General features: G+C 70.6%; 20 protein-coding genes and 3 pseudogenes. 7 read left to right on the forward strand and 16 right to left on the reverse strand.

Annotated elements, in window-relative coordinates; translation table 11 throughout:
• Positions 1-86: 86 nt before the first annotated feature.
• A complete protein-coding gene (locus tag G3I71_RS29865; RefSeq protein WP_203731730.1) occupies positions 87-1172 on the reverse strand; it encodes an IS110 family transposase in 1086 nt (361 codons plus the stop codon).
• Between the two features lie 823 nt (positions 1173-1995).
• On the opposite strand from G3I71_RS29865, the gene G3I71_RS29870 reads away from it, so the two are divergent.
• Positions 1996-2199 carry a cold-shock protein gene (locus G3I71_RS29870; protein ID WP_164319327.1) on the forward strand — a complete coding sequence of 68 codons (204 nt, stop codon included), beginning with the start codon at positions 1996-1998 and terminating at the stop codon, positions 2197-2199.
• A 620-nt stretch (positions 2200-2819) separates the two neighbouring features.
• On the opposite strand, the pseudogene G3I71_RS51435 reads toward G3I71_RS29870, so the two are convergent.
• From G3I71_RS51435 to G3I71_RS52750, 5 genes and pseudogenes are all read right to left on the reverse strand, one after another.
• Positions 2820-3011: pseudogene (locus G3I71_RS51435) on the reverse strand (hypothetical protein); the annotation flags it as partial.
• Between the two features lie 24 nt (positions 3012-3035).
• A complete protein-coding gene (locus G3I71_RS29880; RefSeq protein WP_164319329.1) occupies positions 3036-3659 on the reverse strand; it encodes a TetR/AcrR family transcriptional regulator in 624 nt (207 codons plus the stop codon).
• 4 nt (positions 3660-3663) lie between these two features.
• Positions 3664-4791 carry a hypothetical protein gene (locus G3I71_RS29885; RefSeq protein ID WP_164319331.1) on the reverse strand — a complete coding sequence of 376 codons (1128 nt, stop codon included), beginning with the start codon at positions 4789-4791 and terminating at the stop codon, positions 3664-3666.
• 15 nt (positions 4792-4806) lie between these two features.
• Positions 4807-6315 carry an NAD(P)/FAD-dependent oxidoreductase gene (locus G3I71_RS29890; RefSeq protein ID WP_164319333.1) on the reverse strand — a complete coding sequence of 503 codons (1509 nt, stop codon included), beginning with the start codon at positions 6313-6315 and terminating at the stop codon, positions 4807-4809.
• Between the two features lie 662 nt (positions 6316-6977).
• Positions 6978-7098: pseudogene (locus G3I71_RS52750) on the reverse strand (3-oxoadipate enol-lactone hydrolase); the annotation flags it as partial.
• Between the two features lie 131 nt (positions 7099-7229).
• On the opposite strand from G3I71_RS52750, the gene G3I71_RS29895 reads away from it, so the two are divergent.
• Both G3I71_RS29895 and G3I71_RS29900 read left to right on the forward strand, forming a co-directional pair.
• Entirely contained in the window at positions 7230-8915 is a 1686-nt protein-coding gene (locus tag G3I71_RS29895) for a ribonuclease J (RefSeq protein WP_164319335.1), read from the forward strand.
• Positions 8916-9049: 134 nt separating this feature from the next.
• Positions 9050-9778 (forward strand): spermidine synthase, encoded by a 729-nt coding sequence (locus G3I71_RS29900; RefSeq protein WP_164319337.1) that lies wholly within the window; start codon positions 9050-9052, stop codon positions 9776-9778.
• Between the two features lie 67 nt (positions 9779-9845).
• Here the strand turns inward: G3I71_RS29900 and G3I71_RS29905 are convergent, their stop codons facing one another.
• The 5 genes from G3I71_RS29905 to G3I71_RS29925 all read right to left on the reverse strand — a co-directional run bounded on the left by G3I71_RS29905 (position 9846) and on the right by G3I71_RS29925 (position 17613).
• Positions 9846-11990 (reverse strand): SWIM zinc finger family protein, encoded by a 2145-nt coding sequence (locus tag G3I71_RS29905; RefSeq protein WP_164319339.1) that lies wholly within the window; start codon positions 11988-11990, stop codon positions 9846-9848.
• Complete coding sequence (locus G3I71_RS29910; protein WP_164319341.1) at positions 11990-14821, reverse strand: DEAD/DEAH box helicase; 2832 nt, start codon at positions 14819-14821, stop codon at positions 11990-11992. Before G3I71_RS29910 ends, G3I71_RS29905 begins: the two co-directional genes overlap by 1 nt.
• A gap of 127 nt (positions 14822-14948) precedes the next feature.
• Positions 14949-15551 (reverse strand): sugar kinase, encoded by a 603-nt coding sequence (locus G3I71_RS29915; RefSeq protein ID WP_164319343.1) that lies wholly within the window; start codon positions 15549-15551, stop codon positions 14949-14951.
• Complete coding sequence (locus G3I71_RS29920) at positions 15548-16735, reverse strand: ROK family glucokinase (RefSeq protein ID WP_164319345.1); 1188 nt, start codon at positions 16733-16735, stop codon at positions 15548-15550. Before G3I71_RS29920 ends, G3I71_RS29915 begins: the two co-directional genes overlap by 4 nt.
• A gap of 140 nt (positions 16736-16875) precedes the next feature.
• Complete coding sequence (locus G3I71_RS29925; protein ID WP_343243115.1) at positions 16876-17613, reverse strand: GntR family transcriptional regulator; 738 nt, start codon at positions 17611-17613, stop codon at positions 16876-16878.
• Between the two features lie 130 nt (positions 17614-17743).
• Between G3I71_RS29925 and G3I71_RS29930 the strand changes: the two genes are divergently transcribed.
• The gene (locus G3I71_RS29930; RefSeq protein ID WP_164319348.1) at positions 17744-18757 is read left to right on the forward strand and encodes a Gfo/Idh/MocA family oxidoreductase; all 1014 of its coding nucleotides are present in this window, start codon (positions 17744-17746) and stop codon (positions 18755-18757) included.
• 130 nt (positions 18758-18887) lie between these two features.
• On the opposite strand, the pseudogene G3I71_RS29935 reads toward G3I71_RS29930, so the two are convergent.
• Positions 18888-19007 (reverse strand): annotated as a pseudogene (locus G3I71_RS29935) (cytochrome P450); the annotation flags it as partial.
• Positions 19008-19046: 39 nt separating this feature from the next.
• Entirely contained in the window at positions 19047-19727 is a 681-nt protein-coding gene (locus G3I71_RS29940; protein ID WP_203731732.1) for a response regulator transcription factor, read from the reverse strand.
• Positions 19728-19822: 95 nt separating this feature from the next.
• On the opposite strand from G3I71_RS29940, the gene G3I71_RS29945 reads away from it, so the two are divergent.
• Complete coding sequence (locus G3I71_RS29945) at positions 19823-20857, forward strand: aldo/keto reductase (protein ID WP_164319350.1); 1035 nt, start codon at positions 19823-19825, stop codon at positions 20855-20857.
• Positions 20858-20911: 54 nt separating this feature from the next.
• Here the strand turns inward: G3I71_RS29945 and G3I71_RS29950 are convergent, their stop codons facing one another.
• On the reverse strand, positions 20912-22267 hold the full coding sequence (locus G3I71_RS29950) for a histidine kinase (RefSeq protein WP_343243113.1): 1356 nt from the start codon (positions 22265-22267) through the stop codon (positions 20912-20914).
• A 179-nt stretch (positions 22268-22446) separates the two neighbouring features.
• On the opposite strand from G3I71_RS29950, the gene G3I71_RS29955 reads away from it, so the two are divergent.
• Positions 22447-22647: a hypothetical protein gene (locus G3I71_RS29955; RefSeq protein ID WP_164319354.1), complete on the forward strand. Its 201-nt coding sequence runs from the start codon at positions 22447-22449 to the stop codon at positions 22645-22647.
• Between the two features lie 85 nt (positions 22648-22732).
• Here G3I71_RS29955 and G3I71_RS29960 read toward each other — a convergent pair whose 3' ends face one another.
• Complete coding sequence (locus G3I71_RS29960; RefSeq protein ID WP_164319356.1) at positions 22733-23128, reverse strand: ribonuclease domain-containing protein; 396 nt, start codon at positions 23126-23128, stop codon at positions 22733-22735.
• 150 nt (positions 23129-23278) lie between these two features.
• Positions 23279-23905 (reverse strand): dihydrofolate reductase family protein, encoded by a 627-nt coding sequence (locus tag G3I71_RS29965; protein ID WP_164319358.1) that lies wholly within the window; start codon positions 23903-23905, stop codon positions 23279-23281.
• Between the two features lie 150 nt (positions 23906-24055).
• Here G3I71_RS29965 and G3I71_RS29970 point away from each other — a divergent pair, with 150 nt between their 5' ends.
• Complete coding sequence (locus tag G3I71_RS29970) at positions 24056-24802, forward strand: SDR family oxidoreductase (protein WP_164319360.1); 747 nt, start codon at positions 24056-24058, stop codon at positions 24800-24802.
• Positions 24803-24930: the final 128 nt, after the last annotated feature.

Here is a 24930-nt window from a genome sequence, read left to right on the forward strand (position 1 = left end):
GGACCTCGCCGTTGAGGAACGCTGAGGGCCCCTGCCGACGCCTGCCCGGCGAGGGCCTCAACGACCATCACGCGTCACAGACGCCCCTATGACTGGGGGGCGATGGATACCGTCCTGACCAGGTTGAAGACCTCTCGGGCGGCATATCGCTTGAGGTATCGGATGATCTCACGGCGGGTCTTGCCCTCCTGGGTGCGGCGTTCGTAGTACGCCTGGGTGCGCGGGTCGTGGCGCAGCCAGGTGAACACGATGCGGTGCAGGGCCGCGTTGGCTTGCCGGTCGCCGCCGTGGTTGAGCCGCCGCGTACTCCGCCGGCCCGAGGAGTACTCGACGGGGCTGACCCCGCACAAAGCGGCGAAGGATGCCTCAGTGCTCAGCCGCTCGGGATTGTCTCCCATGGTGATCAGGAGAGTGACGGCACTGTCCGGGCCGATACCCACCGGTACGAGCAGCTGCGGGGCGTGGCGCTCGACGAGCCGGGTCAGGCGCCGGTTCAGCTCATCGATCTGCCCGGTGAGCTGCTCGATGCGCTCGGCGAGCATGCTCAGGGTCATATGGGTGGCCTGGGCCACCGCGTCCTCGTCGCCCCCGCCGTCGCACAGGCCGAGGCGCGCGCAGGTGCGGAACAGCTCGGCATTGCCCAGGCTCGACAACCGCTCCCGCAAGGCGGGGTCAGCTATGACCAGGACGGCCTTGAGCTGGTTGATCGCCTGTGTACGGGCCTTGACCGCGGAGACCTTGGCGAGTTTGAACATCCGGGCACTGTGCACCGGACCGTCGCCGGTTTTGGCCCGCGCCCGGGCGCGACCACTGAGCACAGCCCGCGCATCGAGCGGGTCCGACTTCCCGAGCAGACGGCGGGCCGAGCGATCGGGCCGGTTCACTTCGAAGACCTGGACGTCCTGAGCCAGCAGATAGCGGGACAGGCCCGCACCGAAGGTACCGGTGCCCTCCACACCAGCCCGGCGCACCACCCCCAGCCTGCGGGCCCAGACGAACAGCCGAACATAGCCGGTCGCCGTAGCCGGAAAGGACTCAGTACCCAGGACCTCCCCCAGAGGAGAGACCACGGCCGCAACATGAATCTCGCCGTGCGTGTCCACGCCCAGAACGACCTCGCCCGGAACCGGAGGATCCGTACTGGAGGACGTGCTGCGCTGTCTGATCGTCATGATTGGTTCGCCTCCCGCGTGGTGACGTACTGGGTGGCTGGCACCGGCCTGGACGGGCGGTCTGAACCGTGATGGCGCCTGAACTTCGGCAAGGCCCCTATTGGGACACGCCCTGTGGCCCGGTGACAGCAGACACCATCCCGCAACGACAGTCGACAAGCCCGTGACTGGACACTTCGGTCATAGATCTCAAGGGTCAGACCCCCGCCCGGGACAGCACCACGCAACAGTCCCACCAGCACCGGCACAAAGGCGGCGTCCGATCACTCTCGGAAGACTTCGTCCGGACCGGAGACCAACTGCTGCCGCAAGACGAGAGGATGGCCTCACCCTTCGTCTGCTCGTGACCGGCATTGACAGACACCCAAGTCACCCGCCGCACCAGCCGGATACGACCGGCACGCGCCCGTACGGTAGTTGGGCGTTGGCCCAGTCCCCGGCGACGGTCCGACGACCACGAACTCCCGTCCAGCGGGGGTCTCATGTCAGGAACCGTCATGGGCATCAAGGAGACAAATACAGCCTCGGAGCAGCGCCGGAATCACCCGATACCGGGGAGGCTGCCGCCCCCATGTCGGCACACGCGCAGTTACCTTGTCCGCGGCATCACCGTGATCGAGCTCCACGGAAGCATCGATGTCCTCGTGGTGCGAGCAGAACAGTACGTGTACCGTCTGCGGTAGCTGTCATGGTTCCGAAGTACCGGTCGCCCGTGAGCACACCCTCACGGGCGATTTTGTTGTTCACCGTCTCTGAGGACCAGGGCGATCACCTCCGGTTCCCGCACGGTGCGGGACCGATTTCGAGTCCCCTTGGAGGACACATGGCCAGCGGCATCGTTAAGTGGTTCAACGCCGAAAAGGGTTTCGGCTTCATCGAGCAGGACGGTGGCGGCCCGGACGTCTTCGCCCACTACTCGAACATCGCCAGCTCCGGCTTCCGCGAGCTTCAGGAAGGCCAGAAGGTGAACTTCGACGTCACCCAGGGTCAGAAGGGCCCCCAGGCGGAGAACATCACCCCCGCCTGACGCTCGTCTGTTCAGCAGGCGCCGCCAGGTCACTGGCGCACGCCCTGTGAAAAGCCCGGCCGGGCCGTTACTACCGGCCGGGCTCTTCTATGGCGCGTATCTCCACGGACGGCGGGCCGTCCAGGTAGCGGTCATTTCAGGTCCCTGCGGGCGGACAGTTGACCTCCCTGTCCGGTATGACTTTCATCCCCTGGATGGGGGCATGGGCCGTGGGTGAAGCCGTGCCGCGGAGGCCACGCATGCCTGACCGCTCCGCCTCCGGCGTCGTTGGCACCAAGGGGGCCGGCACCACGACCACCCTCACACCGCGGGCCGAGGGGCACACGGGCCGGGACACCCCAATCAGGGCCCACGATGAGGCGCCGTACCGGCAGGGCCCGCCCCATTCCCGGGCCGCTGTACCAGGCATCGGGCCCTGGGCCCTTGTCTTATGACCGCGACCTTGATCGAGCCACCGCCAGCACCTCTACGCGGAAGCGGTGTGCAGGAACGGGAAGGCCGCCGCTCATCCCGGGCAGCCACACGATCCGGGAACAGCACACCCAGTATCCGAGACCGTTCCGATTCAGGATGCCGACTCAAGACCTCCATGACCACCCTGTAGACGGCCGGACCCTCGATCACCGGGGAATCCTCGCCGACCCCTGGTAGTGGTCGGCAACCACCCGGGCCATCGCCCCGATCCTGTCCGCCTTCACCTCCCTGGCAGCGAAGAACACATGCCCCCGCACCTCCGGATACTCCTTGGCGAGAGTGAGGTGCCGGGACAGCTCCGCCGGATCCTGCCACTCCGCAGGCTGCGCCGGATCACCCCCCCTTGTAGAGGGCCCCTCAGTTCAAGAACGTGGGTGCGCGGATGCTGATGTCCGGGACAGGGCCGGGGCCAGCCAGCGGTTGAGGAAGGTGCGGAGCCGGGTTTCGTCCTGCGGTGGCTCGCTGGGGTGCTGCAGCAGCGACGTGAGGAGTCGCATGATGATCTCGGCGAGGCCGTTGAGGTCGTCCTCGTCGATGTCGGCGGCGGCCCAGTCGACGGGGAAGCGCTGCAGCATCTTGGCGCCGTAGGCGATGGTTTCCCTGGTGGTGGCGCCGCGGCCGAAGGCGGTGGTGTCTCCGAGTTGCAGCAGAAGGCTCAGGCGTGGCTCGGTGGGGATGGTCCGTACGCAGAAGACCATGCCTTCGACCACGGCTTCGGCCGGGTCGGTGGTCCCTTGCAGGTGCGCGATCATCAGGTCGACGAACGACTCGGCGCCCTGGGCCGCCACCTCGCCGATGATGTCGCTGATGCGGCCGAAGTGGCGGTAGACGGTCTGGCGGGTGACGCCGAGCTCGCCGGCGACGTCGGACAGGGTCGTCTTCGTGACGCCGTGCCTGTCGATGCAGCGGGCGGTCGCGTCGATGATGCGCTGCCGGGCCTCCGCGTCCGATGCGGGAGGCCGGCCTCCCCAGCCGTGATGCCCCATGGACTCAGGATCGCACAGGCTCTGTGGTCTGCCGGGACATGGTCGCGCGGAGTACGGCCACGATGAGCCCGGTTGCGGCTACGGTGCACAGCACGGTGTACCACAGGCTGCCGATCGGTGTGCCCTGCTCGGTGATGCCATTGGCCGCCGCGAAGTAGGCCGGCAATGCGACCAGCCAGAGGACGATGTGGACGCCGAGGTACAGCGCCGGATAGATCCGCGCGAACAGCGGCGATGCCACCGGAGCCGGATCTGTTCGCCGCGCGCGCCAGGCGTCCGCGAGAAGGTAGAGGCCGACGGTCCAGACCAGGGCGAGCTCGGCACCGATGATGGCCCGCTGGATCCCAAGGTGGTCCCCACCGCGGAAGATGTTGCTGGGCACGCCGGCGACCGCCATCGCCAACGGTGTGAGGGCGCCGGCGGCCACGGTACGCAGGCTGGTTTGCCGGCCGGTGAGCGTGCCTCGGCCGTCCTTCGCGCCGACCAGCCGGACGACCAGGTAGGTCATCGCGCCGAAGGACACGGAGGCGAACAGGAACATGCTGTTCATCGGGACCGAGGTGAGCGCCGGCTTGTTGATCATCTCGTTGCCGGGGTTCCAGGCCCACCACTTCAGCTGAGGTCCGAGCTGATCGAAGATCTCGTAGAACGCCTGGCAGGCGAACGCGACCGCCAGCGAACCGAGAAGGAGCCCACGTCGCGCGAAGACGCCGAGAACACGGACCACCTCGTAGGCGAGCTGCGACAGCGCCGGGTAGAAGGCCACTATGTAGAGCGGCAGCCGGTCGTACATGAACTGCACGGTGAACACGTTGTGGGAGAAAATGAACCCGACGTGCTCCTCCAGGCCGAACCAGGCCGGGAAATAGAGCGGCGGCTCGATCACCGCCAGGTAGACGAGCGAGGCGAACCACAGGGAGATGTTGACCGGGTCGCCGTCGCGCCGCCACCGCCGCCACGCATGGACGAGGGCGAACACCGCACCGCCGATGATGAGCAGCTCGAGGAACGGCATGGTGCCGTTCTCGAGACCGAACGGGTTGCGGAAGTCCACGACGGGATCGGCGTCATGGCAGGAGAAGCCGAGCCTTCCAGCGAGGCGCTCGGCCGCCGAGTCGCATGAATAGCTCATTCCTCGCTCCTCGGGTCAGTCATTGACGAGGTCGGTCTCGGCGTACGGCGAGCTGCCGGCGCGGGTCAGGCCGGTGAAGTCGGTGCCGGGCGGATCCTGCTGGTCATTGAATCCGCCGGGCACGACCGTGCGTCCGAGCCGCTGACGCACCTTGTAGCGCGCGATGCCGAACCAGAACCGCACATCGGTGGTCATCTCCCTGAGTGACATGTCGAGGTTGAAGACCTGGGCGAACGTCCGCTCGACGTAGGCGTCCTCGCGGCTCGTGGCGTTGATGGCGTTGAAGACCGGCCAGCTGAGGCGCGCGGCCAGCTTGCGGCGCCAGGGAGCGACGACCTCACTCCCGGTCGCGAAGTCATATGCCTGGTCACGGGCCATCGCGAGCATCCAGGGCACGTCGAGTGACTTCTTCTGCCGGGTGAGGAACTCGCGGAAGAAGGCGAGGTCGAGGACGTCGTGGCCGTGCAGCATCTCGGCGAGGATGAGCGCGGAGCGGGCCGCCGAGCTCATCCCCTGGGCGTAGAACGGGTTGAACGCACAGATCGAGTCACCGACGCAGACCAGCCCGAGCGGGGGCTGGTCGAGCAGGTCGAATCGGCGCCACTTGTTGCCGGTCGAACGAGTGAGGTGCACCCCGGAGGTCGGAGTGCAGGCACGCGTCGCCTGCCCGAAGGACCTGGCCCGCACGCGGTCCACCGCGGACTCGAAGGTGTCGACCTCGCGCGGCATCCGGATGCCCCACGCCCCCATGCACACGATGGCGCGGTTCCCCTCGATCGGGAAGAAGTTGCTGAGGAACTCGTGTTCTTCGGGATGGTCGCCGGTGTTCTGGGTCGGAGTGACGACCAGGTGCTTCCACCACCACGCCGGTGGACGCCGGTCGGCGGGCGGCAGGTCGTACCACCGCGACGTGTAGGTGACCTTGGCGTCGAGAGTCTTCTCCGGCGGCGCCGGCCATCCCGCCGTGCTCAGCCAGTCGGCGACGGAGGAGCCGCGCCCCAGCGCGTCGACGACCAGGTCGGCGGACAGGTGGCCCGAGTCGTCGCCCGCGCGGTACTCGACTCCCTCGACGCGCCCGAGCGCGGTGCCGCCCCTGGTGGAACGAAGTCCGGTGACGGTCACGCCCTCGCGGATCTCGATGGCCGGGAGCTCACGGACCTTGTCGCGCAGGATCCGCTCGATGAGCACGCGGGAGCTGTAGACCATCGTCATCGACCCGGCCTTGCGCGGGGCCCAGCCGGCGTGCTCGCAGTACGCCGCGTCCATCGCCGGCATCAGGCGCATCCCGCCCGCGGCGATCAGTGCCTCCTCGAAGCCAGGAAAGATCTCGCCGATCGCGCGACGCCCGGAGTTGAGGAGGAAGTGCGGGTGCTTGCTCTGCGGCACGCCCCGCCGATGCTGCGCGTCCGGCGGGAGCCAGTCCCGCTCCAGGACGATCACCTCGTCGAAATGCCTCGCGAGCACTCCCGCGGCGCACAGCCCCGCCACGCTACCGCCGAGCACCACAGCCGTCTTGCCCCGCATGCTGCCTCCATTCATACATGTCATGACTGAATGTATGAGCGGAGGGGAAGCTAACAGGTACGGCCTGAACATGCCACCCTTCCCGCGAGACGTCGGGTCCGGCGGAGTGACCTCCCACGGTCCAGCCGGGGCAACGGCCGGCTGGGACGCCCACGTGGCCTCAGGGCCCGTGTCCGCCACCTCGAAGCACAGCACGCGGCGTGGCAGCGCGCAGCCGGCCTCGTCGAGTACGTCGGCGCACTCCGACTTCACGCAGAAAGTCTGCCGCCCGGGCCGGCCAGGGAGGAAGCCGAGGCATGGATCGCGTGGACGGAGAGCCACGTCCAACGCCTGAACCCGCTCAACGGATCACCGTTGCTACCCGAAACCCCCGAGCCTCGCACCGAAGACCTCCAGCCATTCATGCACGGCTGTAGCCCCTACGGACCCACCTGAGCACCCACTCCACCGGACTCCCGACGCCGGCGACGGGTGACCCAGCCGCCGCCGAGACGAGATACAGAAGCCGCGAGACACAGCCCTGCGGACCGTGCCCCTCCTGCCTTCGCGTCTCACAAATGTGTCACGGACTGGATCGACGCCACCGATCCTCAACGCTCTGACCTGGCCTTTCATGGACCCGCATGCTCTCACTGGACCGGTATGGACGGCGTTTCCAACCTGTGCCATGTCGTACCCTGAGGAACCCAGGATCAGGACAGGTGCGTCTTGCGGCCCGTCAAAGCGGTATTGCAGGGTGCCGGTCTGTGCGTCGATCACTCGACTTACGCTCCCACATCTCACGGCTGCCTCTGTGACGGGGGCTGTGAGGATGTGGGCCGGATCGGGTGAAAGACCTCTCCAGCGACGTTTGAACCCGGCTCGTCGGGCAGCCAGTGGATCAGCGCGTGCGGGCTCTCCGGTAACGTCGGAATATGAGCCATCCGCATCCCGAACTGAAAGCCGCCCCTCCCCTGCCTGAAGGAGGGCTGAGGGTCACCGCCCTGGGCGGCCTTGGTGAGATCGGCCGCAACATGACCGTCTTCGAGCATGCCGGAAAGCTGCTCATCGTCGACTGCGGCGTGCTGTTCCCCGAAGAGAACCAACCCGGCGTGGACGTGATCCTGCCGGACTTCACCTCGATCCGTGACCGTCTGGACGACATCGTGGCCGTGGTGCTCACCCACGGCCACGAGGACCACATCGGTGCCGTGCCGTACCTCCTGCGTGAGCGCTCCGACATCCCTGTCGTGGGCTCGAAGCTGACACTGGCCTTCCTGGAGGCCAAGCTCAAAGAGCACGGAATCCGGCCGCGCTCCGTGCGGGTACGTGAGGGCGACCGGCGCGGTTTCGGCCCCTTCAACTGCGAGTTCGTGGCGGTCAACCACTCCATCCCGGACAGTCTCGCGGTCGCGATCCGTACCGGGGCCGGGATGGTGCTGCACACCGGCGACTTCAAGATGGACCAGTTCCCGCTGGACGACCGCATCACCGACCTGCGCGCCTTCGCCCGCCTCGGCGAGGAGGGCGTCGATCTCTTCCTCACCGACTCCACCAACGCCGAGGTCCCCGGCTTCACCACCTCCGAGCGCGAACTGAACCCGGCGATCGAGCAGGTGATGCGTACCGCCCCGCGCCGGGTGATCGTCTCCAGTTTCGCCAGCCATGTGCACCGCATCCAGCAGGTCCTGGACGCCGCGCACCAGCACGGCCGCAAGGTCGCCTTCGTGGGCCGTTCCATGGTCCGCAACATGGGCATCGCCCGCGACCTCGGGTATCTGAAGGTTCCCAGCGGCCTGGTCGTGAGTACCAAGGAAATGGAGAAGCTGCCGGACCACAGGATCGCCCTGGTGTGCACCGGATCACAGGGCGAGCCGATGGCGGCTCTGTCCCGGATGGCCAACCGCGACCATGTGATCCGCATCGGCAAGGGCGACACCGTCCTGCTCGCCAGCTCCCTGATCCCCGGCAACGAGAACGCCATCTACCGGGTGATCAACGGGCTGACCCGGTGGGGCGCGCATGTCGTCCACAAGGGCAACGCCAAGGTGCACGTCTCCGGGCACGCCAGCGCCGGTGAGCTCGTGTACTGCTACAACATCGTCAAGCCCCGCAACGTCATGCCCGTGCACGGCGAGTGGCGCCACCTGCGGGCCAACGCCGACCTGGCCATCCGTACCGGAGTCGATCCCGAGCGGGTGGTCATCGCCGAGGACGGCGTCGTCGTCGACCTGGTGGACGGGCGTGCGTCGATCACCGGCAAGGTGCCCGCGGGCAACGTCTACGTGGACGGCATGGAGGTCGGCGGCGCCACCGAGGCGTCCCTGAAGGACCGTGTCACCCTCGCGGAGGAAGGCGTGGTCACCGTGGTGGCGATCGTCGACGCCGACACGGGTGCCCTTGCCGAGACTCCCGACTTCCTGGCACGGGGGTTCGTCCACGACGACACCACCTTCGAACCGGTCATCCCCGTCATCGAGAAGACTCTGGCGACGGCGGCCCAGGAAGGCGTCGGCGACGCGCGCCAGCTGGAACAGCTGATCGCTCGTGCCGTGGCGAACTGGGCCTTCCGTACCCACCGCCGCAGGCCTCTCATCATCCCCGTCATCATCGACGCCTGACCGACGGCCCCCGCCCCTTGCCCTGCCCTACCAGCAGGGCAAGGGGCGGGTTTCGCGGCTGCGTCCACACCCGCGCCGACCGGCGTTCCGGGCACCGGCTTCGGACACCGGCGGTGCGGCAGAAAGGTAAACGTATGAGCGCGCGTTTCGAGGAGATCGACTGGCGCCCGACAGCGATGGGTGACATCAGCCTGCGGCGTCGGCGCGACCCGGTGTCGGGCGCCGATGTGTACGAGGTGAAGCTCGGCGACGAGTTCCTGATGTCCAGCCTCTTCACGGCCGGCGAGATCGCGCTCGCGGAACTCGGGCTGGCGGAACTGCCCGGCAGTGAGCTGGACGTCGTCGTCGGCGGACTCGGACTCGGTTACACCGCCCAGGCTGTGCTGGACGACCCCCGGGTGGGCTCGCTGACCGTGATCGACACGCTCGCCGAAGTCATCGACTGGCATCAGCGGGGTCTCGTCCCTCTCGGCGCCCGGCTGACTTCGGACGCCCGGTGCCGCCTGGTTCAAGGCGACTTCTTCGCGATGGCGGCAGATTCGGGCGGTCTGGACCCGAGCGAGCCGGGCCGCCGCTTCCACGCCGTCCTGCTGGATGTCGACCATTCGCCGCGCCATGTGCTCCACCCGCGCCACGCGGCCCTCTACCAGCCTGCCGGGCTCCGCGCTCTCGCCGAACACCTCCACCCGGGCGGGGTCTTCGCCCTGTGGTCGAACGACCCGCCGGACGAACAGTTCACCGCCGTACTCGCAGAGGTCTTCTCGCGGTCGGCGGCCCATGTCGTCGACTTCGACAATTTCCTGCAGGGTGGCACCTCGACCAACACCGTCTACGTGGCCGGCACCGAGCCGGGCCCGCGGTAGGCGAACGGTTCCCTACCACCACCCTTCGGCGGAGGCCTGACGCCGGACGGCCAGGCCACCCGCCGGGTCAGGGCTCCGTCGGGTTGCCGAGGCCGGTGAGGGCGCCGACCGGGTCCAGGTCGGGGGTGCCGCGGGGCCACCAGTCGTCGTGGCCCGGTTCGGACTCGTACGCGTACCAGAGGCCGTCGCGGCCCAGGCGCAGCTGTATGTGGCCGCGCGGGTGGGTGAGGTGGTTGCGCCGGGGTCTGAAGGCGGGGAGGTCGGCGGCGAGGAGGAGGGGGCGGGCGCGGTCGAACCGTCCCGCCGGCGGGTCCCAGGCCTCCTCGAGGACCGCGAGTCCGTCGAGTCCGCCCTGCCGCCAGGCGGCCACCGCACGCGCCAGATCCGCCGTGCTACAGCCGGCGGCTCTCGCGAGCGAGGAGTAGAGGGCGCGGGTGCCGGCGGTGAGGCCGGAGCCGGGGCGGGCGGCGGCGAGACGTACGGCGTCCTGCCACAGGGTCAGCTCACCGACCGGGTCGAGGCCGCTGGTGAGCAGCGTGTGGGCGCGGGCGGCGGCGTCCGTCGCCAACTGGTCCAGCGCGAAGGGGTCCGGGCCACCCGGGGACGCCGGGTAGGCCGGAGGCGGCTCGGGGTGCGGGCGGGGAGGCAGCGGGGCCGGCAGGGGCGGGCGGGTGCGCGGGGCGAGCGCGTCGGAGGCCCGGACCCCTGGGAAGGACCCCGGCTGCTGCTCCTGAGCGGCACGGGCGGCGCGGGCGGCGTTGCGCCGGGACAACTCGTCGAGCACCTCCCGTTCGCCCCGGCCCCGCAGGAGGAGCAGGACGAAGGGGTCGGCGTCGAGGAGGCGGGCGGTCTGGTAGCAGAGCGCGGCGGCGTGCTTGCAGGGGTGTCCGGAGTCGGGGCAGCTGCACAGGGGTTCGAGGTCGCCGGGGCCGGGCAGCAGCGGAGCCCCGCAGTCGGCGAGGGACTGGGGCAGCTCCTTGTCGAGCAGTGCGGCGATGTGGCCGGGCCGCTCCACGGCGGCGTCCAGGAACCGCTCCCACTCCTGGTCGCCGAGGGTGCGCAGCCGCACCTGGACGCGGTACGGGCGCGGCCGGGAGCCCTGCACATAGGCGAGCACGAGCCCCGGTGTCACGGTGATGGCATCGACGTGCCCCTTTGCGGCATACCCGCGCCCCCGCACCAGCCGGGCGGCATCCAACGCGCCCTCCTCCAGGGCGGCCACCCAGGCGTTTCCCCACCAGCTCTCCGCGAAGCCGACCTGCTGGGACGACGCCTCCCGGTTCGTCGAGGCCGGCAGGGCGGGGAAGGTGCGGCGCAGCTCACCGTCACGGCCGGGGGCGGCCATGGAGGAGGACGGGGAGGCGAGGCGTGAGATGTTGCGGGGAGCCTCGACGAGGGGCGCCGCCTGCCGGAACCTGGCGGTGTCCCGGGTGTTCGCGGTGCCCAGGGTGTTCCGGGTGTCCCATGGCCCGCCGGGTGAAGCCTCCGGGGCCTCGACACCCGTGCTGCCGCCTCGCGAAGCCGGTGCGGCGACGGCACGCAGGACATCCCCGACGGTCACCGGCGGCGACGGATCCGTGCTCGGCCCGTCGTCCCGGGTCTCCGGGCCCCTCACCGGATCCGCCGGGGACTCGTCGGCGGGCAACTCGAAGGAACCGGCGAGCAGTTCTCGTACGTCACGCCTCCGGTCCCCGGGACTCCGGTCACGTGGGTCCCGCCCAGGCACGGGCCGGACGGGCCGCCGGGTGGCCGCGACTGCCGGCGTCTCCGCGTCCGGCCGGGCCCGCCGCGCCTCCCCGCGCGCGGCGCGCAGAGCCTCCCGGGCGACATCCGCGGGGCGCCCGCCCGTGCGGTCCCCGGGGTCGGCACGCGTCGTCGGAACCTCACGAACCTCCTGGCCGGTCACGTCAGCCGCCTCTGCCTCCGCCTGGGCGACCTGGCCCCCGGCCCGCGACGTCGCGCCCCGCAGAGCGGCACGAGCCACGTCTCCCGGCCGGGTCTCACGCGCTCCGGCCTCGACCGCGCCATGGGTCCCGGTCGTCTCCTGACCCGCACGCTCCCGCGCGGCCCGCAACGCCCTGCGCGCGGCGTCGGCGGGCCGGTCCGGCTCGGCCTCGCCCGACAGGGGGCGCCCGCCCGACGTCGGCTCCTCCCCCACCGTGGCGTGCCCTTCCTCTCGCTCCCGGTGCTCTCCGTGCTCCTCCGACGACATCACACCGCCCCGCGCAGGGAGACCAGGTCGGACAGTGCCCGGTCCGTCAGTTCCGTGAAGGACGACTCGCCGGAGGTCAGGATCGCGTCGGCCAGGGCCCGCTTGGACTCCAGCATCTCCGCGATGCGGTCCTCGACCGTGTCCTCGGTGATCAGGCGGTGCACCTGGACCGGCTGGGTCTGGCCGATGCGGTAGGCGCGGTCCGTGGCCTGTTCCTCGACCGCCGGGTTCCACCAGCGGTCGAAGTGGATGACATGGCCCGCGCGCGTGAGGTTCAGGCCGGTGCCGGCGGCCTTCAGGGAGAGGATCAGGATCGGGGTCGCCCCGCTCTGGAAGCGGTCCACCATGCGTTCCCTCTCAGGGACCGGGGTGCCGCCGTGCAGCAGTTCCACCGGGACCGCGCGGGCCGCGAGGTGGGACGTGATCAGGCGGGCCATCCCCACGTACTGTGTGAAGACCAGTGCCGAGCCGTCCTCGGCGAGCAGGGTGTCCAACAACTCGTCCAGCAGGGCGAGTTTGCCGGAACGGGCGGCCAGCCGGTCTCCTGCGGCGGGACCGGGGGCCTCCTCCTTCAGGTACAGGGCGGGGTGGTCGCAGATCTGCTTGAGGGACGTCAGCAGCTTCAGCACCAGGCCCCGGCGGCCGATGCCGTCCGCCGCCTCGATGGCGAGCAGCGACTCGCGCACGACCGCTTCGTACAGCGCGGCCTGTTCGCGGGTCAGGGGGACCGGGTGGTCCGTCTCCGTCTTCGGCGGCAGTTCGGGGACGATGCCCGGGTCGGACTTCTTGCGGCGCAGCAGGAACGGGCGGACCAGGCGGGCGAGCCGGGCCACCGCCTCCTCGTCCTCACCGGTCTCCACCGCGCGCGCGTGCCGGGCGCGGAAGGACTTGAGGGGGCCCAGGAGACCGGGGGTCGTCCAGTCGAGCAGGGCCCAGAGTTCGGAGAGGTTGTTCTCCACGGGGGTGCCGGTGAGCGCTACGCGCGCGGGGGTCGGGATCGTGCGCAGTGCCTTCGCCGTCGCCGAGTACGGGTTCTTGACGTGCTGTGCCTCGTCCGCGACGACCATCCCCCACGGCTGTTCGGCCAGCCGGGGCGCCATCGAGCGCATGGTGCCGTACGTCGTGAGGACGAAGCCGCCCGTCATGTCGTCCAGGGTGCGGTCGGGGCCGTGGTAGCGGCGGACGGGGACACCGGGCGCGAACTTGTTGATCTCGCGCTGCCAGTTGCCGAGCAGCGAGGCCGGGCAGACCACCAGCGTCGGCTCACTGCGGGACCGTCGCAGATGCAGGGCGATGACGGTGATCGTCTTGCCGAGCCCCATGTCGTCGGCGAGGCAGCCGCCGAGGCCGAGGGAGGTCATCAGGTCCAGCCAGGCCAGGCCCCGGAGCTGGTAGTCGCGGAGGCGGGCCTGCAGCCCCGGGGGTGGTTCCACGGGAGTGATGCCCGCCGTCAGCCGGTCGCGCAGGGCCGCGAGCGCGCCGACCGGGACCGCCTCGACGCTCTCGCCGTCGACCTCCACACGGCCGGTGAGTGCGGCGGAGAGCGCGTCGACCGGGTCGAGCAGGCCCAGTTCGCGCTTGCGTGCCTTGCGGACGAGCGCCGGGTCGACGAGCACCCACTGGTCCTTGAGACGGACGACGGGACGGTGGGCCTCTGCCAGCAGATCCATCTCGGCCTCGGTGAGCGGATCTCCGCCGAGCGCCAACTGCCAGCGGAACTGCAGGAGTTCCTCACTCTCGAAGAAGCCGGTGCCGTCCTTGGCCGAGCCGGGCGCCGGGCGTACGACCGCCTGGGCGGTCAGGTCCTGGGCGAGGTCCCGGGGCCAGTGCACGGCGACGCCGGCGGCGGCGAGCCGGGTCGCGACCACCCCGAGCAGGTCGTACAGCTCCTCTTCGGAGAGGGCGAGGACGTCGGGCGTGTCCTGCTCGGTGAGGCGGTCGAGCGGGGGCCAGACGCGGGCCGCGCGGCGCACCGCCAGGGCGGCGTCCACGCGGGCGCGGGCTCCGAAGGCCGCGTCCGCGGTGCCCGCCCACAGGGTCGCCGCGTCGGTCACCAGGGTGGGGTCGGCGAGACTGTGCACCTGGACGATCGCCGCGCCCGCGGTGGGCGCCCGGCCGGGGTCGTCGAACAGTTCGTACGCCGACAGGTCGAGGCGGAGCGAGATCCGTACACCCGCGTCCATGCCCGCGGCGACCTCCGCCGCCCAGTCGTGGGCGTCCGGCAGCCGCTGGGCCGGACGCGCGGCGAAGGGCATCCCCGACGCGTACGGAGCGGCGGGGGTGCGCGGCAGGGTGTCCGCGACGGCGTCCAGGAAGGCGCGCAGCAGCGCCTCCGGCTCGGGCAGCAGCAGGGGGCCGGAGCCTGGCAGGGGCACCGCGTGGCCCTCGTACGGCAGGGCGGCGGCGATGGCCCTGAGGTGGGCGATGTCGTCGGGGTCCAGCGGGCCCGCACGCCAGGCGTCGTGGCCGGTGGGGGTGAGCCCGGGCAGCAGTCTGCCGCGGGCCGTGAGCCGCAGGGCGTGCAGCGCGGCGGCGCCCCAGCAGGCCGTGGCGGGGTGGGCGGCGGGGTCGCGGCGGGCCCGCACGAGCAGCGGCAGCGCCGCGTCGACAGGCAGCGTCAGCGCGGGGGTGGTCCGGCGGCGGACGCCGGCGCCGTGTCGTCGTACGACCGTCAGTTCCGTATGACCGTCGCCCCCGTCCGGCAGGCCCGTGTCCCCCTCCGGGTCCCAGAAGGCGATGCGGCCCTCGCACGGAAGAGGGGCGGGCAGGAAGACGGCCGCGAGGCGCACGGACACGTCCGCCACCGCTGTCGCCGACGTCTCGTGGCTCATGCGTACGTCACCTCCCGCCCTCATGCCGTGTCCGTCCGGTCGGACGTCTTCGACTGTACGGGCGGGGTCTGACATTGATGCTGATACTCAGGTTCCGGAAACGGGTCGAAGCGCGTCGCGCGGCCGGTCAGGGGGTCGTGCGCGAGACGACGTACACCATGTAGTGGTTGGGGTGGGACCACTTCACGACGATGTGCTGCGTCGGTGCCGGGTTCTTCTGCGAGTGGGCGAGCCCCCACCACGGGCCCGGTTCCTTGAACTCCCAGCCGACGATCTTCCGGTCCCGGGCGCTGATGGAGAGGTCGTCCTTCTTCAGGCTGGTGCGGGGGACGCCCATGGCCTTGAAGAAGTAGTCGAGCCCCGCGTTCGTGGTCATGAACTGGACGTACAGGCGGCTGGTGCGCCAGTTGTTCGTCTCGTAGTACGCGACCTTCGTCGACAGGATTCCCTCGCCGTCGGCCTGGCGCGGGACGGGCACCTCGTAGATGTGGCGCTGGACCTTGGAGGGCCACGCCTCGGTGAGGCCGCGCGCCGCCCACTTCCGCTCCTTGTCCTTGCCGCTGTCGCGGCTCTGGTTGGCGGAGATCACCAGATAGCCGGCCGGGACACCGATGAGCAGCACGATGATCAGCAGGGTCAGGGCGCGACGGCGGTTCCTGTGAACGCGGTCCTCGGGCGGCCCGGGCGGCTCGTCCGGGGGCATGGCCTGGCGGGGCAGGGAGGCGGTCACAGCGGCCCCTGGGTGGTACGGCGGGTCTCGACGAACTTCTCGTAGCGCTCGTACCGCTCGACACGGCGCCGGTTGGCGCGCCGGAAGCGGCGGGCGACCAGCCGGGCGAGGTCGGCGGCGCCCACCATGCCCGCCTCGGGGCCGAGCTGGGCGCGGGCGATACGGGCCTCGGGGCGGTAGCCGCGGCCGGTGAGGTGGCGGCGGAATGCCTCCCGGGCGGGGCCGATCAGCAGGTCGTCGGCCGCGGAGACGCCGCCGCCGATGACGAAGCAGGAGGGGTCCAGGGCGGCGGCCAGGTTGGCGATGCCGACGCCGAGCCACTGGCCGATGTCCTGGAGCAGTTCGATGCACATGGCGTCGCCCTCGCGGGCCAGCTCGGTGATCATCGGACCGGTGATGTCGGCGATGTTGCCCTTGACGTGCTCGATGATCCCGTACGCCACCGGGGAGTCGGCAGCCGCGAGTTCACGTGCCTCTCTGACCAGCGCGTTGCCGGAGCTGTACTGCTCCCAGCAGCCGCGGTTGCCGCACGGGCAGCGGTGGCCGCCGGGCACGACCTGCATATGGCCGAACTCGCCGGCGACGCCGAACTTGCCGCGCTTGACGTGGCCGTCCTCCAGGATCGCGCCGCCGATGCCGGTACCGAGCGTGATCATGACGAGGTCGTCCTCGCCTCGCCCCGCGCCGAAGCGCCACTCGGCCCAGGCTGCGGCGTTGGCGTCGTTGTCGACCAGGACGGGGACGGCGAGGCGGCTGGAGATACGGTCCCTCAGGGGCTCGTTGCGCCACGACAGGTGGGGTGCGAACAGGATCCGGTTGCGGTCGGCGTCGACCCAGCCGGCCGCGCCGATGCCGACCGCGTGCACGTCGTGCCGGTCGGACAGGTCCAGGACCAGCTCGACGATGGTGTCCTCGACGACCTTGGGGCTCTTGGACTTGTCGGGCGTCTCGGTGCGGAGCTTCTCCAGGATGTTGCCGTCGGCGTCGACCACTCCCGCCATCACCTTGGTGCCGCCGATGTCGATACCGACGGTGGGCACACGGGGGGCCGTGAGGTGGGAACGGCGCTCACGCGTGCCGACGGTGCGCAGGGCGGGGGCTCTGCGGGAGCCGATGGGGGCGCTGCCCTCTCGGGCGGAGCCGGCCAGTGCCCTGGGGAGTGCGAGGTCGCGGTAGCTGCTCATCGGGAGTGATTCTGCCTCACCGGCAATGCGGGTGCGTTGCGGGGGAGCACGGGCCTCTGCGGTTGTTTGCCGGGTGCGGGTACGTCGTGGTTGTTCGCGCCCCGCGGCGGAGCCGCAAATGTCACAGCCCCGCGCCCCTTTCAGGGGCGTACCAGTAGTTGGAACTCGAACGAATAGCGTGTCGGGCGGTAGGTGTGGGTGCCGAATTCGACTGCGCGGCCTGTGTCGTCGTAGGTCGTGCGTTGCATCGTGAGCAGGGGGGCGCCCTCGCGCTCGGTGAGGCGTTCCGCCTCCTCGGCCATCGCCCCGCGCGCACCGATCGACTGGCGGGCACTGTGCAGGGTGATCCCGGCGGCGCGCATCAGCCGGTACAGGCCGGTGGCCTCCAGTTGGCCGGTGTCCAGGTCGAACAGGCCGGGCGGGAGATAGTTGCAGAGGTACGCCATCGGCTCGCCGTGCGACAGCCGCAGCCGTTCGACGCGGTGTACGTCGCTGCCCTCGGCCACGTTGAGCGCGGCGGCGACCTCGGCGGAGGCCGGTACGACCGTGTTGACCAGGACCTTGGTCGCGGGTCGCTGGCCCGCCGCCTCCAGGTCGTCGTACAGGCTGCTCAGTTCCAGGGGGCGCTTGACCTGGCTGTGCACGACCTGGGTGCCGACGCCCCGGCGGCGTACGAGCAGGCCCTTGTCCACGAGGGACTGGATGGCCTGGCGCACCGTGGGGCGGGACAGGCCGAGCCGCCCGGCCAGCTCTATCTCGTTGCCCAGCAGACTGCCGGGGGTGAGTGCTCCGTGCTCGATCGCGGCTTCGAGCTGCTGGGACAGCTGGAAGTAGAGCGGCACCGGACTGCTCCGGTCCACCCTGAGTTCCAGCGGCACTGTCGGACCCACATCTGGTTTCGGCACGGCCCGAGCGTAGCTCCGGGGACTGTTGACGGGAAGTCGTGTAGTTCGGTTGTCCGGACATACGCATTGACAGCGTGCCTGCTCGGACCCCAGTTTGGTTCTCATGCGCATCGGAGTCATCGGGACGGGCCGCATCGGTACATTCCACGCGAAGACCCTCAGCCGCCACCGCGAGGTAGGGGGCTCCCTCATCGTCACGGACGCGGACAGCGGGCGGGCACAGGATCTCGCGCACCGCTTAGGAGCCACGGCCGCACCAGGTGTCGACGAGATCTTCACCTGGGGCGTGGACGCCGTGGTGATCACAGCCGCCACCTCGGCCCACGCCGAACTGATCGGTCGGGCAGCACGCTCGGGTCTCCCGGTTTTCTGCGAAAAGCCCATCGCACTCGATCTGCCTGCCACCCTGGCCGCGATCGCCGAGGTGGAGGCGGCCGGCACCATCCTCCAGATGGGTTTCCAGCGCCGCTTCGACACCGGCTACACGGGCGCCCGCGAGGCCGTGCGGTCCGGGAAGCTCGGCCGGCTGCACACCGTCCGCATGATGTCGTCGGACCAGACGCCGCCACCGCCCGAGTATCTGCCGCTGTCCGGCGGGCTGTACCGGGACACCCTGATCCACGACTTCGACATCCTGCGCTGGGTGACGGGGCACGAGATCGTCCAGGTGTACGCGACCGGGTCGGACGCCGGGCCCTCGATGTTCCGCGACGCGGGCGACATCGACACGGCCGCCGCTGTCCTCACCCTGGACGACGGCACGCTCGCCACGGCGACGGCGACGCGTATGAACGGCGCCGGCTACGACGTCCGCATGGAGCTGGCCGGGGAACTGGACCAGATCGGCGTCGGCCTGGACGACCGTACGCCCATCGCGTCCACCGAACCGGCCGGACCGCCCGCCGCGAGCAAGCCGTGGACCGGCTTCCTGGAGCGCTTCGGCCCCGCCTACGAGGCCGAGCTGTCGGCCTTCGTCGAGGTGGTGCGCGGCGAACGCGCCAACCCGTGCGACGGCCGCGAGGCACTCCAGGCCCTGCGGGTCGCGGAGGCCTGCGAACTGTCCAGACGGGAGCGCAGGCCCGTACACCTCGCGGAGATTCAGGGCGGGTGGAGCTGAGAGCCGGGAGAGCGGCAGCGAGCGAACGTCCGGATTCGCGGGCGTTCGCGGTCAGCCGGGCCGGCCGGCTACCACCGCACCGGCAGGCTGGGCACCCCGCGCATCAGCATCCCCGGGAGCCGGTCGCCGGGTGGTGCGCGTCCGGGTGCGGCAGCCGCACGCGGTGCACGGGGCCGCGGGCGCGCAGACGGGCGTACACCGGATGGGGGTCCGTACTGAACCCGTCGCCGAACTCCCCCAGATCGAGCATTCCGTGTGCCGCTGCCAGGAGAACGTGTGCCGTCGGCCGCTAGTGCCCGTCCTGCCCGTCTTCTTCCAGGAATCCGGCGTCGTACGCCAACAGGGCGATCTGCACTCGGTTGTTGAGGTCGAGCTTGGCGAGGATGCGGGAGACGTGCGTCTTGACGGTGGCGACGCTCATGAACAGGGCGGCGGCGATCTCGGCGTTCGACCTGCCCTGGCCGACGGCGACCGCGACCTCGCGTTCCCGGTCGTTCAGCGCGCCGGTCCGCTCCCGGGCGCCGGCCCGCCGGGTGTCGGCCGTGCCGCCCGCCGCGTGGGCCATCAACTGGCGGGTCACGGCGGGCGACAGGACGGGGTCACCGGCCGCGACCCGGCGTACCGCGGCGAGGATCTCGGCGGGCGGGGTGTCCTTGAGGACGAAGCCGGCGGCGCCCGCGCGCAGGGCACGCAGTACCTGGTCGTCGGCGTGGAAGGTGGTGAGGACCACGACCTGCGGGGCGTTCTTGAGGGCCCGCAGGCGTTCGGTGGCGACGAGTCCGTCCACCGTCGGCATCCGGATGTCCATGAGCACGACGTCCGGGCCGGTGCGGCCGACGAGCGCCTCGACCTCGCTGCCGTCGGCCGCCTCGCCGACGATCTCGATGTCGTCGGCGCCGCCCATCATGAAGGACAGGCCTGCCCGTACCAGGGGGTCGTCGTCGACGAGGAGCAGTCTGATCACGGTCATGGCCCTACGTAATCACGGTTGTGCGGCGCCCGGACGCACATGGGTGGCGCGGGCTACATTGCCGACCTGAACACCCGTGCAACGAGGGGACTTTCGTGCGCTACCGACTGCTGGGCCGAACCGGTCTACGTGTCTCCGAGCTCTTCCTGGGGGCCATGACCTTCGGTGACCAGGGCGGGGTGGGAGCGCCCAAGGGGGAGTGCGCGCGCATCCTCGACGCGTACGAGGACGCCGGCGGGAATGTCGTCGACACCGCGATCAACTACCGCGGTGGTGCGAGCGAGACGATCCTGGGCGAACTCCTCAGGGGGCGGCGCGACCGGCTCGTACTGTCCACGAAGTACACGATCTCGCGCGACGGCGCCGACCCCAACGCCGCAGGCAATCACCGCAAGAACCTCACGTTGTCCCTGGAGACGAGCCTGCGTCGGCTCGGCACGGACTACGTCGACGTGTACTGGGTGCACATCTGGGACCGTGCCACGCCCGTCGAGGAGACCATGCGTGCCCTCGACGACGCGGTGCGCTCCGGGAAGGTGCTGTACGTCGGCATCTCGGACGCCCCGGCCTGGGTGGTGTCCCGGGCCAACACCCTGGCGGAGTGGCGGGGCTGGTCGCAGTTCGCCGCGCTCCAGGTGCCGTACAGCCTGCTCAACCGGGACATCGAGCGCGAACTGCTGCCGATGGCCGAGGCGTTCGGGATGTCGGTGGCGGCCTGGAGCCCGCTGCAGAACGGCATTCTGTCCGGCAAGTACACACGCGCGCGTGGCATCGCCCCCGAGGAGTCCGTACGGCTGTCCGCGGACGCGATCGGCGAGCGCGAGCACTCGGTGGCACGGGCGGTGCAGTCGGCGGCGGACGAACTCGGCGCGTCTCCGGCGCAGGTGGCCATCGCGTGGACCATGGCGCACTCCCCCGCCGTGCACCCGATCGTGGGCGCGCGCCGGGTCGAGCAGCTCACGGACAACCTCGGCGCGGCCGAACTGACGCTCCCCGCCGACCTGGTGGCGAACCTGGACGAGACCACCGGATTCCGCCCGGGCTTCCCGACCGAGTTCATCGAGGAGACCTCGGCCTGGGTGTACGGGGAGGCGGGACAACGGGTGGTGCCGCGCACGGTGCGCGCCTGAAACCGCCCTCCTGTTTTAAAGAGGTGCCATTTTCAGGATTTGGGATCGGTGCCGTCAGACACCCCACGGCAGCCAGGCGCGCACGGCGAATCCCCCGGTCCCGCCGACATCCTCACCGCCGCCCTCGTCCGCCTCCGCGCCGTGCTCCAGCCGGCCGCCCGCCAGCGTCGCGCGCTCGGTCAGCCCGATGAGGCCCTGTCCTGAGCCGGGGACGTGCGGGACCTCCCCCGGGGGCGCGGGATTGCGTACGGAGACGGTCAGGCCGTCGCCCGGGGCGCCCGCGAGGGACACCGTGACCTCGGCGCCCGGGGCATGCTTGCGGGCGTTCGTGAGGCCCTCCTGGACGATCCGGTAGGCGGTGCGGCCGACGGAGGCGGGTACGGCGGCCGGTGCCGTCACGCGGCTGTCCAGCACGATCTTCATGCCGGCCTCTCGGGATTCGGTCACCAGGGTGTCGAGTGCGGCCAGTGTCGGCTGCGGGCGCCCGGCCTCCTCCGCGTCGCCGGTCCGCAGGACGCCGATGATCTCCCGCAGGTCCTGGAGGGCGTCGTGCGCGCTCTCCCGGATGACTCCTGCGGCCCGCGCGACCTCCTCGCGGGGTGCGTCGGGCCGGAACTCCAGGGCGCCGGCGTGGACGCTCAGCAGGGTGAGCCGATGCGCGAGCACGTCGTGCATCTCGCGCGCGATGGCCTCGCGGGCGAGCCGCTGCGCCTGCTCGGCGCGCAGCAGCGACTCCGTCTCGGCCCGCCGCAGCCGGTCCCGCAGGCTCACCATGAGCTGGCGCTTGGACCGCACGAGCATGCCCCAGCCGACCGCGGTCGCGGTCAGCAGGACGCTGAGGACCACCGAGACGAAGTACGGCAGGTCCGGGTCGGGGCGCAGCCAGTAGAAGAGGGGCATCACCACGACGGAGGCAGCGCCGACCAGGCCGACGTACCGGAAGGGCCGGTGCACGGCGAGGGAGAAGAGGGCGACCAGGCCGGCGCCGCCCGCGGTGCTCGACACGAGGCTCACCGCGAGCATCGCGACGGCGAGGCCGAGCGGCCAGCGGCGGCGCAGCCATACGGCGGCGCAGGAGAGGGCGCCGAGCCACTGGTCGACGACGGCGACGGCGTGCGGGGTGTTCGGGTCGCCGGCCAGGGCGTCGGCGCCCAGCACGCCGATGAGGACGGCCAGCAGGAAGCAGGTGAAGTCGACGACCCAGTCGCGCGCGGTGCGCCGGGATTGCGCAGACCTTCCGAACCACCTGGCCCGCTCCCGCGCCGAGTCGGGACCGGAACCGGGAGGGGAACCAGGACCGGAACCGGGGTCGTGATCGAGTTCGTCGAGCACGGCCGACGGGAAGAGCCAGCGCCGCCCGGCGAACGCCGTCGGGGCCTCGGGCACGGATGTCGGTCTGTCACCACTCACGGTCGACAAATCTACGCAGTGCCGGCCCACGCAACCCCCACCGAACCGTGATCGTCGACCAAAGTCGCGCCGCCGCAGACTTTCGGCGCCGTTTCCGGGAGCGACCGGCGACTTCGGAGGAAGGATGCCTCGCCCTGCGGCCGATGGAAGCGGCTGGTTCGCGGAGCGAGGATCTAGGGATGAAGCAGCTTCTGGAAATCGCTGGTTTCGTCTCCCTGGTGCAGGGCGCCGCGGGCCTGCTGCAGGCGTTCACCGACCTGCGGTGGGGCCTCGTACAGAAACTCGGCATTCTCGACGGTTACGAGATCTACGCGAGCGTGGCGCTGCTCGCGCTGTCGTTCGCGCTCTTCGCCGCCGCCGAGAGCCGGAAGCCCGGGTGACCGAAGGGGGGTTCGGCGGGACCGAAGTGGGGTTCGGCCCGGTCCGGGCTTCCGGCGGGGTCGCACTGTTCGCTCGACGGTGGTGTCAGCAGCCGTAGTCGATCAGATCGAACGACGCGTAGTGGTCGGAGGTGTAGTAGTCCTCCTGGCTCTCCTCACCGGTGATGATGCGGCGCGCACCGCGCGTGGAGGAGCCGGGGGTCTTGACCGTGTACTCGTGGTAGTAGCCGGTGGACTGCGAAGGCAGGAGGCGTTCCCGGTTCTGGAAGACGCCGCCGTCCTGCGAGTACGGGTAGGGGCCGCCCTTCGCGATCAGGTTGAGCGTGGTGTGGGCCTGCGACGGCAGGTCGCCGTAGCAGATGCTGCCGACCGCCGAGGTGGCGGCGTCGGCGGTTCCGACGGTGACGGCACCGCCGACCAGGAGAGCGGACAGAACGGCGGCCGCAGCTCCGATACGAGTGATCCGTGGGGGGAATCTCATGCCCTCATGATGACGCGCGTAGACCGTGGCATGTCAATGACAACTCCGGAGAATTTCCCGTCTCGTCCGATGAGTTTTCGCGGTGTTAACGTGCGCCACGAGGTGCCCACGCGTGCGTGGGGACCTCGTGGCGCGTCATCGGCCACCGCGTTACGCGTTCTTCGGAAGCTCGTACGTGCCGTACTCCGGGCGGCCCGCGAGCTCGTACGTCTGGATGGAGACGCCCGCCGCGGTGGTGCGGCCGCCGATGTGCCGGAAGGCGGTCGGGACGGAGCCTTCCGCGAAGAGGCGGCGCCCGGCGCCGAGGACGACCGGGAAGGTCACCAGGTGGACCTTGTCGACAAGGTCGAGGGCGAGGAGGGACTGGGCGAGGGCTCCGCTGCCGTGCACCTGGACCTCACGATCGGTGCGCTCCTTGAGGGCGGTGACCTCTTTACCGAGGTCGCCGTTCAGCACGGTCGTGGCAGCCCACTCGGGGTCCTTGAGGCTCGCGGAGGCGACGTACTTCGGCAGGGCGTTCAGCCTGGAGGCGACCGGGTCGGCGGGGTCGGTGACCTTGGGCCAGTACGAGGCGAAGATGTCGTACGTACGGCGGCCGAGGAGAAAGGCGTCGACGCGCCCGAAGACCTCCTCGACGAACCTGCCGAAGTCCTCGTCCCCGTACGGGACACTCCAGCCGCCCTGCTCGAAGCCGTCCCGAGGGTCCTCCTTGGGGCCGCCGGGGGCCTGGTAGACGCCGTCGAGGGTGACGAACGAGGTGAGGGTGAGGGTGCCCATGGCGGATGCCTGCTCTCTCGGAGGGGTCTGTTGTCATCAGCTCAGACCCCGTCGGCGCCCGCAACTCATCGGTCGGTGGGATCGGGGGCGCCGGACGTCGGTGTCCGCTCACCGCCAGCACACGCTGTCGCCCACCGCTGCAATGGCCGTATGACAACTTCTCAGGGACCCCTGAACGGCAAGGTCGCACTGGTGACCGGCGGCAGCCGAGGCATCGGAGCGGCGACGGCGCTGCGGCTCGCCCAGGAGGGCGCGGACGTGGCCGTCACCTACGTGAACGGCAAGGAGGCGGCGCAGGACGTCGTACGGGCCGTCGAGGCCCTGGGACGCCGTGCGGTGGCCCTGCGGGCGGACTCGGCGGACGCGGCTGAGGCCGCCGGGGCGGTGGAGCGTACGGCGGAGGCGCTCGGTGGCCTGGATGTGCTGGTGAACAACGTGGCCGTCGGCGTCCTCGGGCCACTGGCGGACCTGGCCCTGTCTGACGTCGACCACGTGCTGGCGGTGAACGTGCGCGGCGTGTTCCTGGCCTCCCAGGCCGCCGCCGCCCGCATGACCTCCGGCGGCCGGATCATCACGATCGGCACCTGTATGACGCAGCGGGTGCCCGGTCCCGGCGGCACCCTCTACGCGATGAGCAAGTCGGCCCTGGTCGGTCTGACAAAGGCGCTGGCCAGGGAACTGGGCGCCCGCGGAATCACGGCGAACATCGTGCACCCCGGCCCGATCGACACGGACATGAACCCGGCGAACGGTCCGTACGCCTCCGCCCAGTCCGCGATGACCGCCCTCGGCCGCTTCGGCCGGACGGAGGAGGTGGCGACAACCGTCGTCCATCTCGCGACGGCCGGCTACGTCACAGGCGCCGAGTACTCCGTGGACGGCGGCCACGCGGCGTAACGGTCGGAAGAGACCCTCCGGAACGCGGTTTCCTCCGGGGTAGAGGCAGAGCTCCGGGCGGGGTGCGGGGGCGAGGAAGCAGCTGGGTCGGGCCTCCTGGCCGAGCAGCCCGCTCCCCACCCGGCCCC

The organism is Streptomyces sp. SID12501, assembly GCF_010550245.1.
Lineage (GTDB): Bacteria > Actinomycetota > Actinomycetes > Streptomycetales > Streptomycetaceae > Streptomyces.

Excerpts from the sequence above, each read along its gene's own strand:
- G3I71_RS29890 (WP_164319333.1), bottom strand. The coding sequence starts at position 6,315 with ATGCGGGGCAAGACGGCTGTGGTGCTCGGCGGTAGCGTGGCGGGGCTG.
- G3I71_RS29885 (WP_164319331.1), bottom strand. The coding sequence starts at position 4,791 with ATGAGCTATTCATGCGACTCGGCGGCCGAGCGCCTCGCTGGAAGGCTC.
- G3I71_RS29970 (WP_164319360.1), top strand. The coding sequence starts at position 24,056 with ATGACAACTTCTCAGGGACCCCTGAACGGCAAGGTCGCACTGGTGACC.
- G3I71_RS29930 (WP_164319348.1), top strand. The coding sequence starts at position 17,744 with ATGCGCATCGGAGTCATCGGGACGGGCCGCATCGGTACATTCCACGCG.
- G3I71_RS29865 (WP_203731730.1), bottom strand. The coding sequence starts at position 1,172 with ATGACGATCAGACAGCGCAGCACGTCCTCCAGTACGGATCCTCCGGTT.
- G3I71_RS29895 (WP_164319335.1), top strand. The coding sequence starts at position 7,230 with ATGAGCCATCCGCATCCCGAACTGAAAGCCGCCCCTCCCCTGCCTGAA.
- G3I71_RS29965 (WP_164319358.1), bottom strand. The coding sequence starts at position 23,905 with ATGGGCACCCTCACCCTCACCTCGTTCGTCACCCTCGACGGCGTCTAC.
- G3I71_RS29900 (WP_164319337.1), top strand. The coding sequence starts at position 9,050 with ATGAGCGCGCGTTTCGAGGAGATCGACTGGCGCCCGACAGCGATGGGT.
- G3I71_RS29940 (WP_203731732.1), bottom strand. The coding sequence starts at position 19,727 with ATGACCGTGATCAGACTGCTCCTCGTCGACGACGACCCCCTGGTACGG.
- G3I71_RS29880 (WP_164319329.1), bottom strand. The coding sequence starts at position 3,659 with ATGGGGCATCACGGCTGGGGAGGCCGGCCTCCCGCATCGGACGCGGAG.
- G3I71_RS29955 (WP_164319354.1), top strand. The coding sequence starts at position 22,447 with ATGAAGCAGCTTCTGGAAATCGCTGGTTTCGTCTCCCTGGTGCAGGGC.
- G3I71_RS29960 (WP_164319356.1), bottom strand. The coding sequence starts at position 23,128 with ATGAGATTCCCCCCACGGATCACTCGTATCGGAGCTGCGGCCGCCGTT.
- G3I71_RS29870 (WP_164319327.1), top strand. The coding sequence starts at position 1,996 with ATGGCCAGCGGCATCGTTAAGTGGTTCAACGCCGAAAAGGGTTTCGGC.
- G3I71_RS29905 (WP_164319339.1), bottom strand. The coding sequence starts at position 11,990 with ATGTCGTCGGAGGAGCACGGAGAGCACCGGGAGCGAGAGGAAGGGCAC.
- G3I71_RS29920 (WP_164319345.1), bottom strand. The coding sequence starts at position 16,735 with ATGAGCAGCTACCGCGACCTCGCACTCCCCAGGGCACTGGCCGGCTCC.
- G3I71_RS29910 (WP_164319341.1), bottom strand. The coding sequence starts at position 14,821 with ATGAGCCACGAGACGTCGGCGACAGCGGTGGCGGACGTGTCCGTGCGC.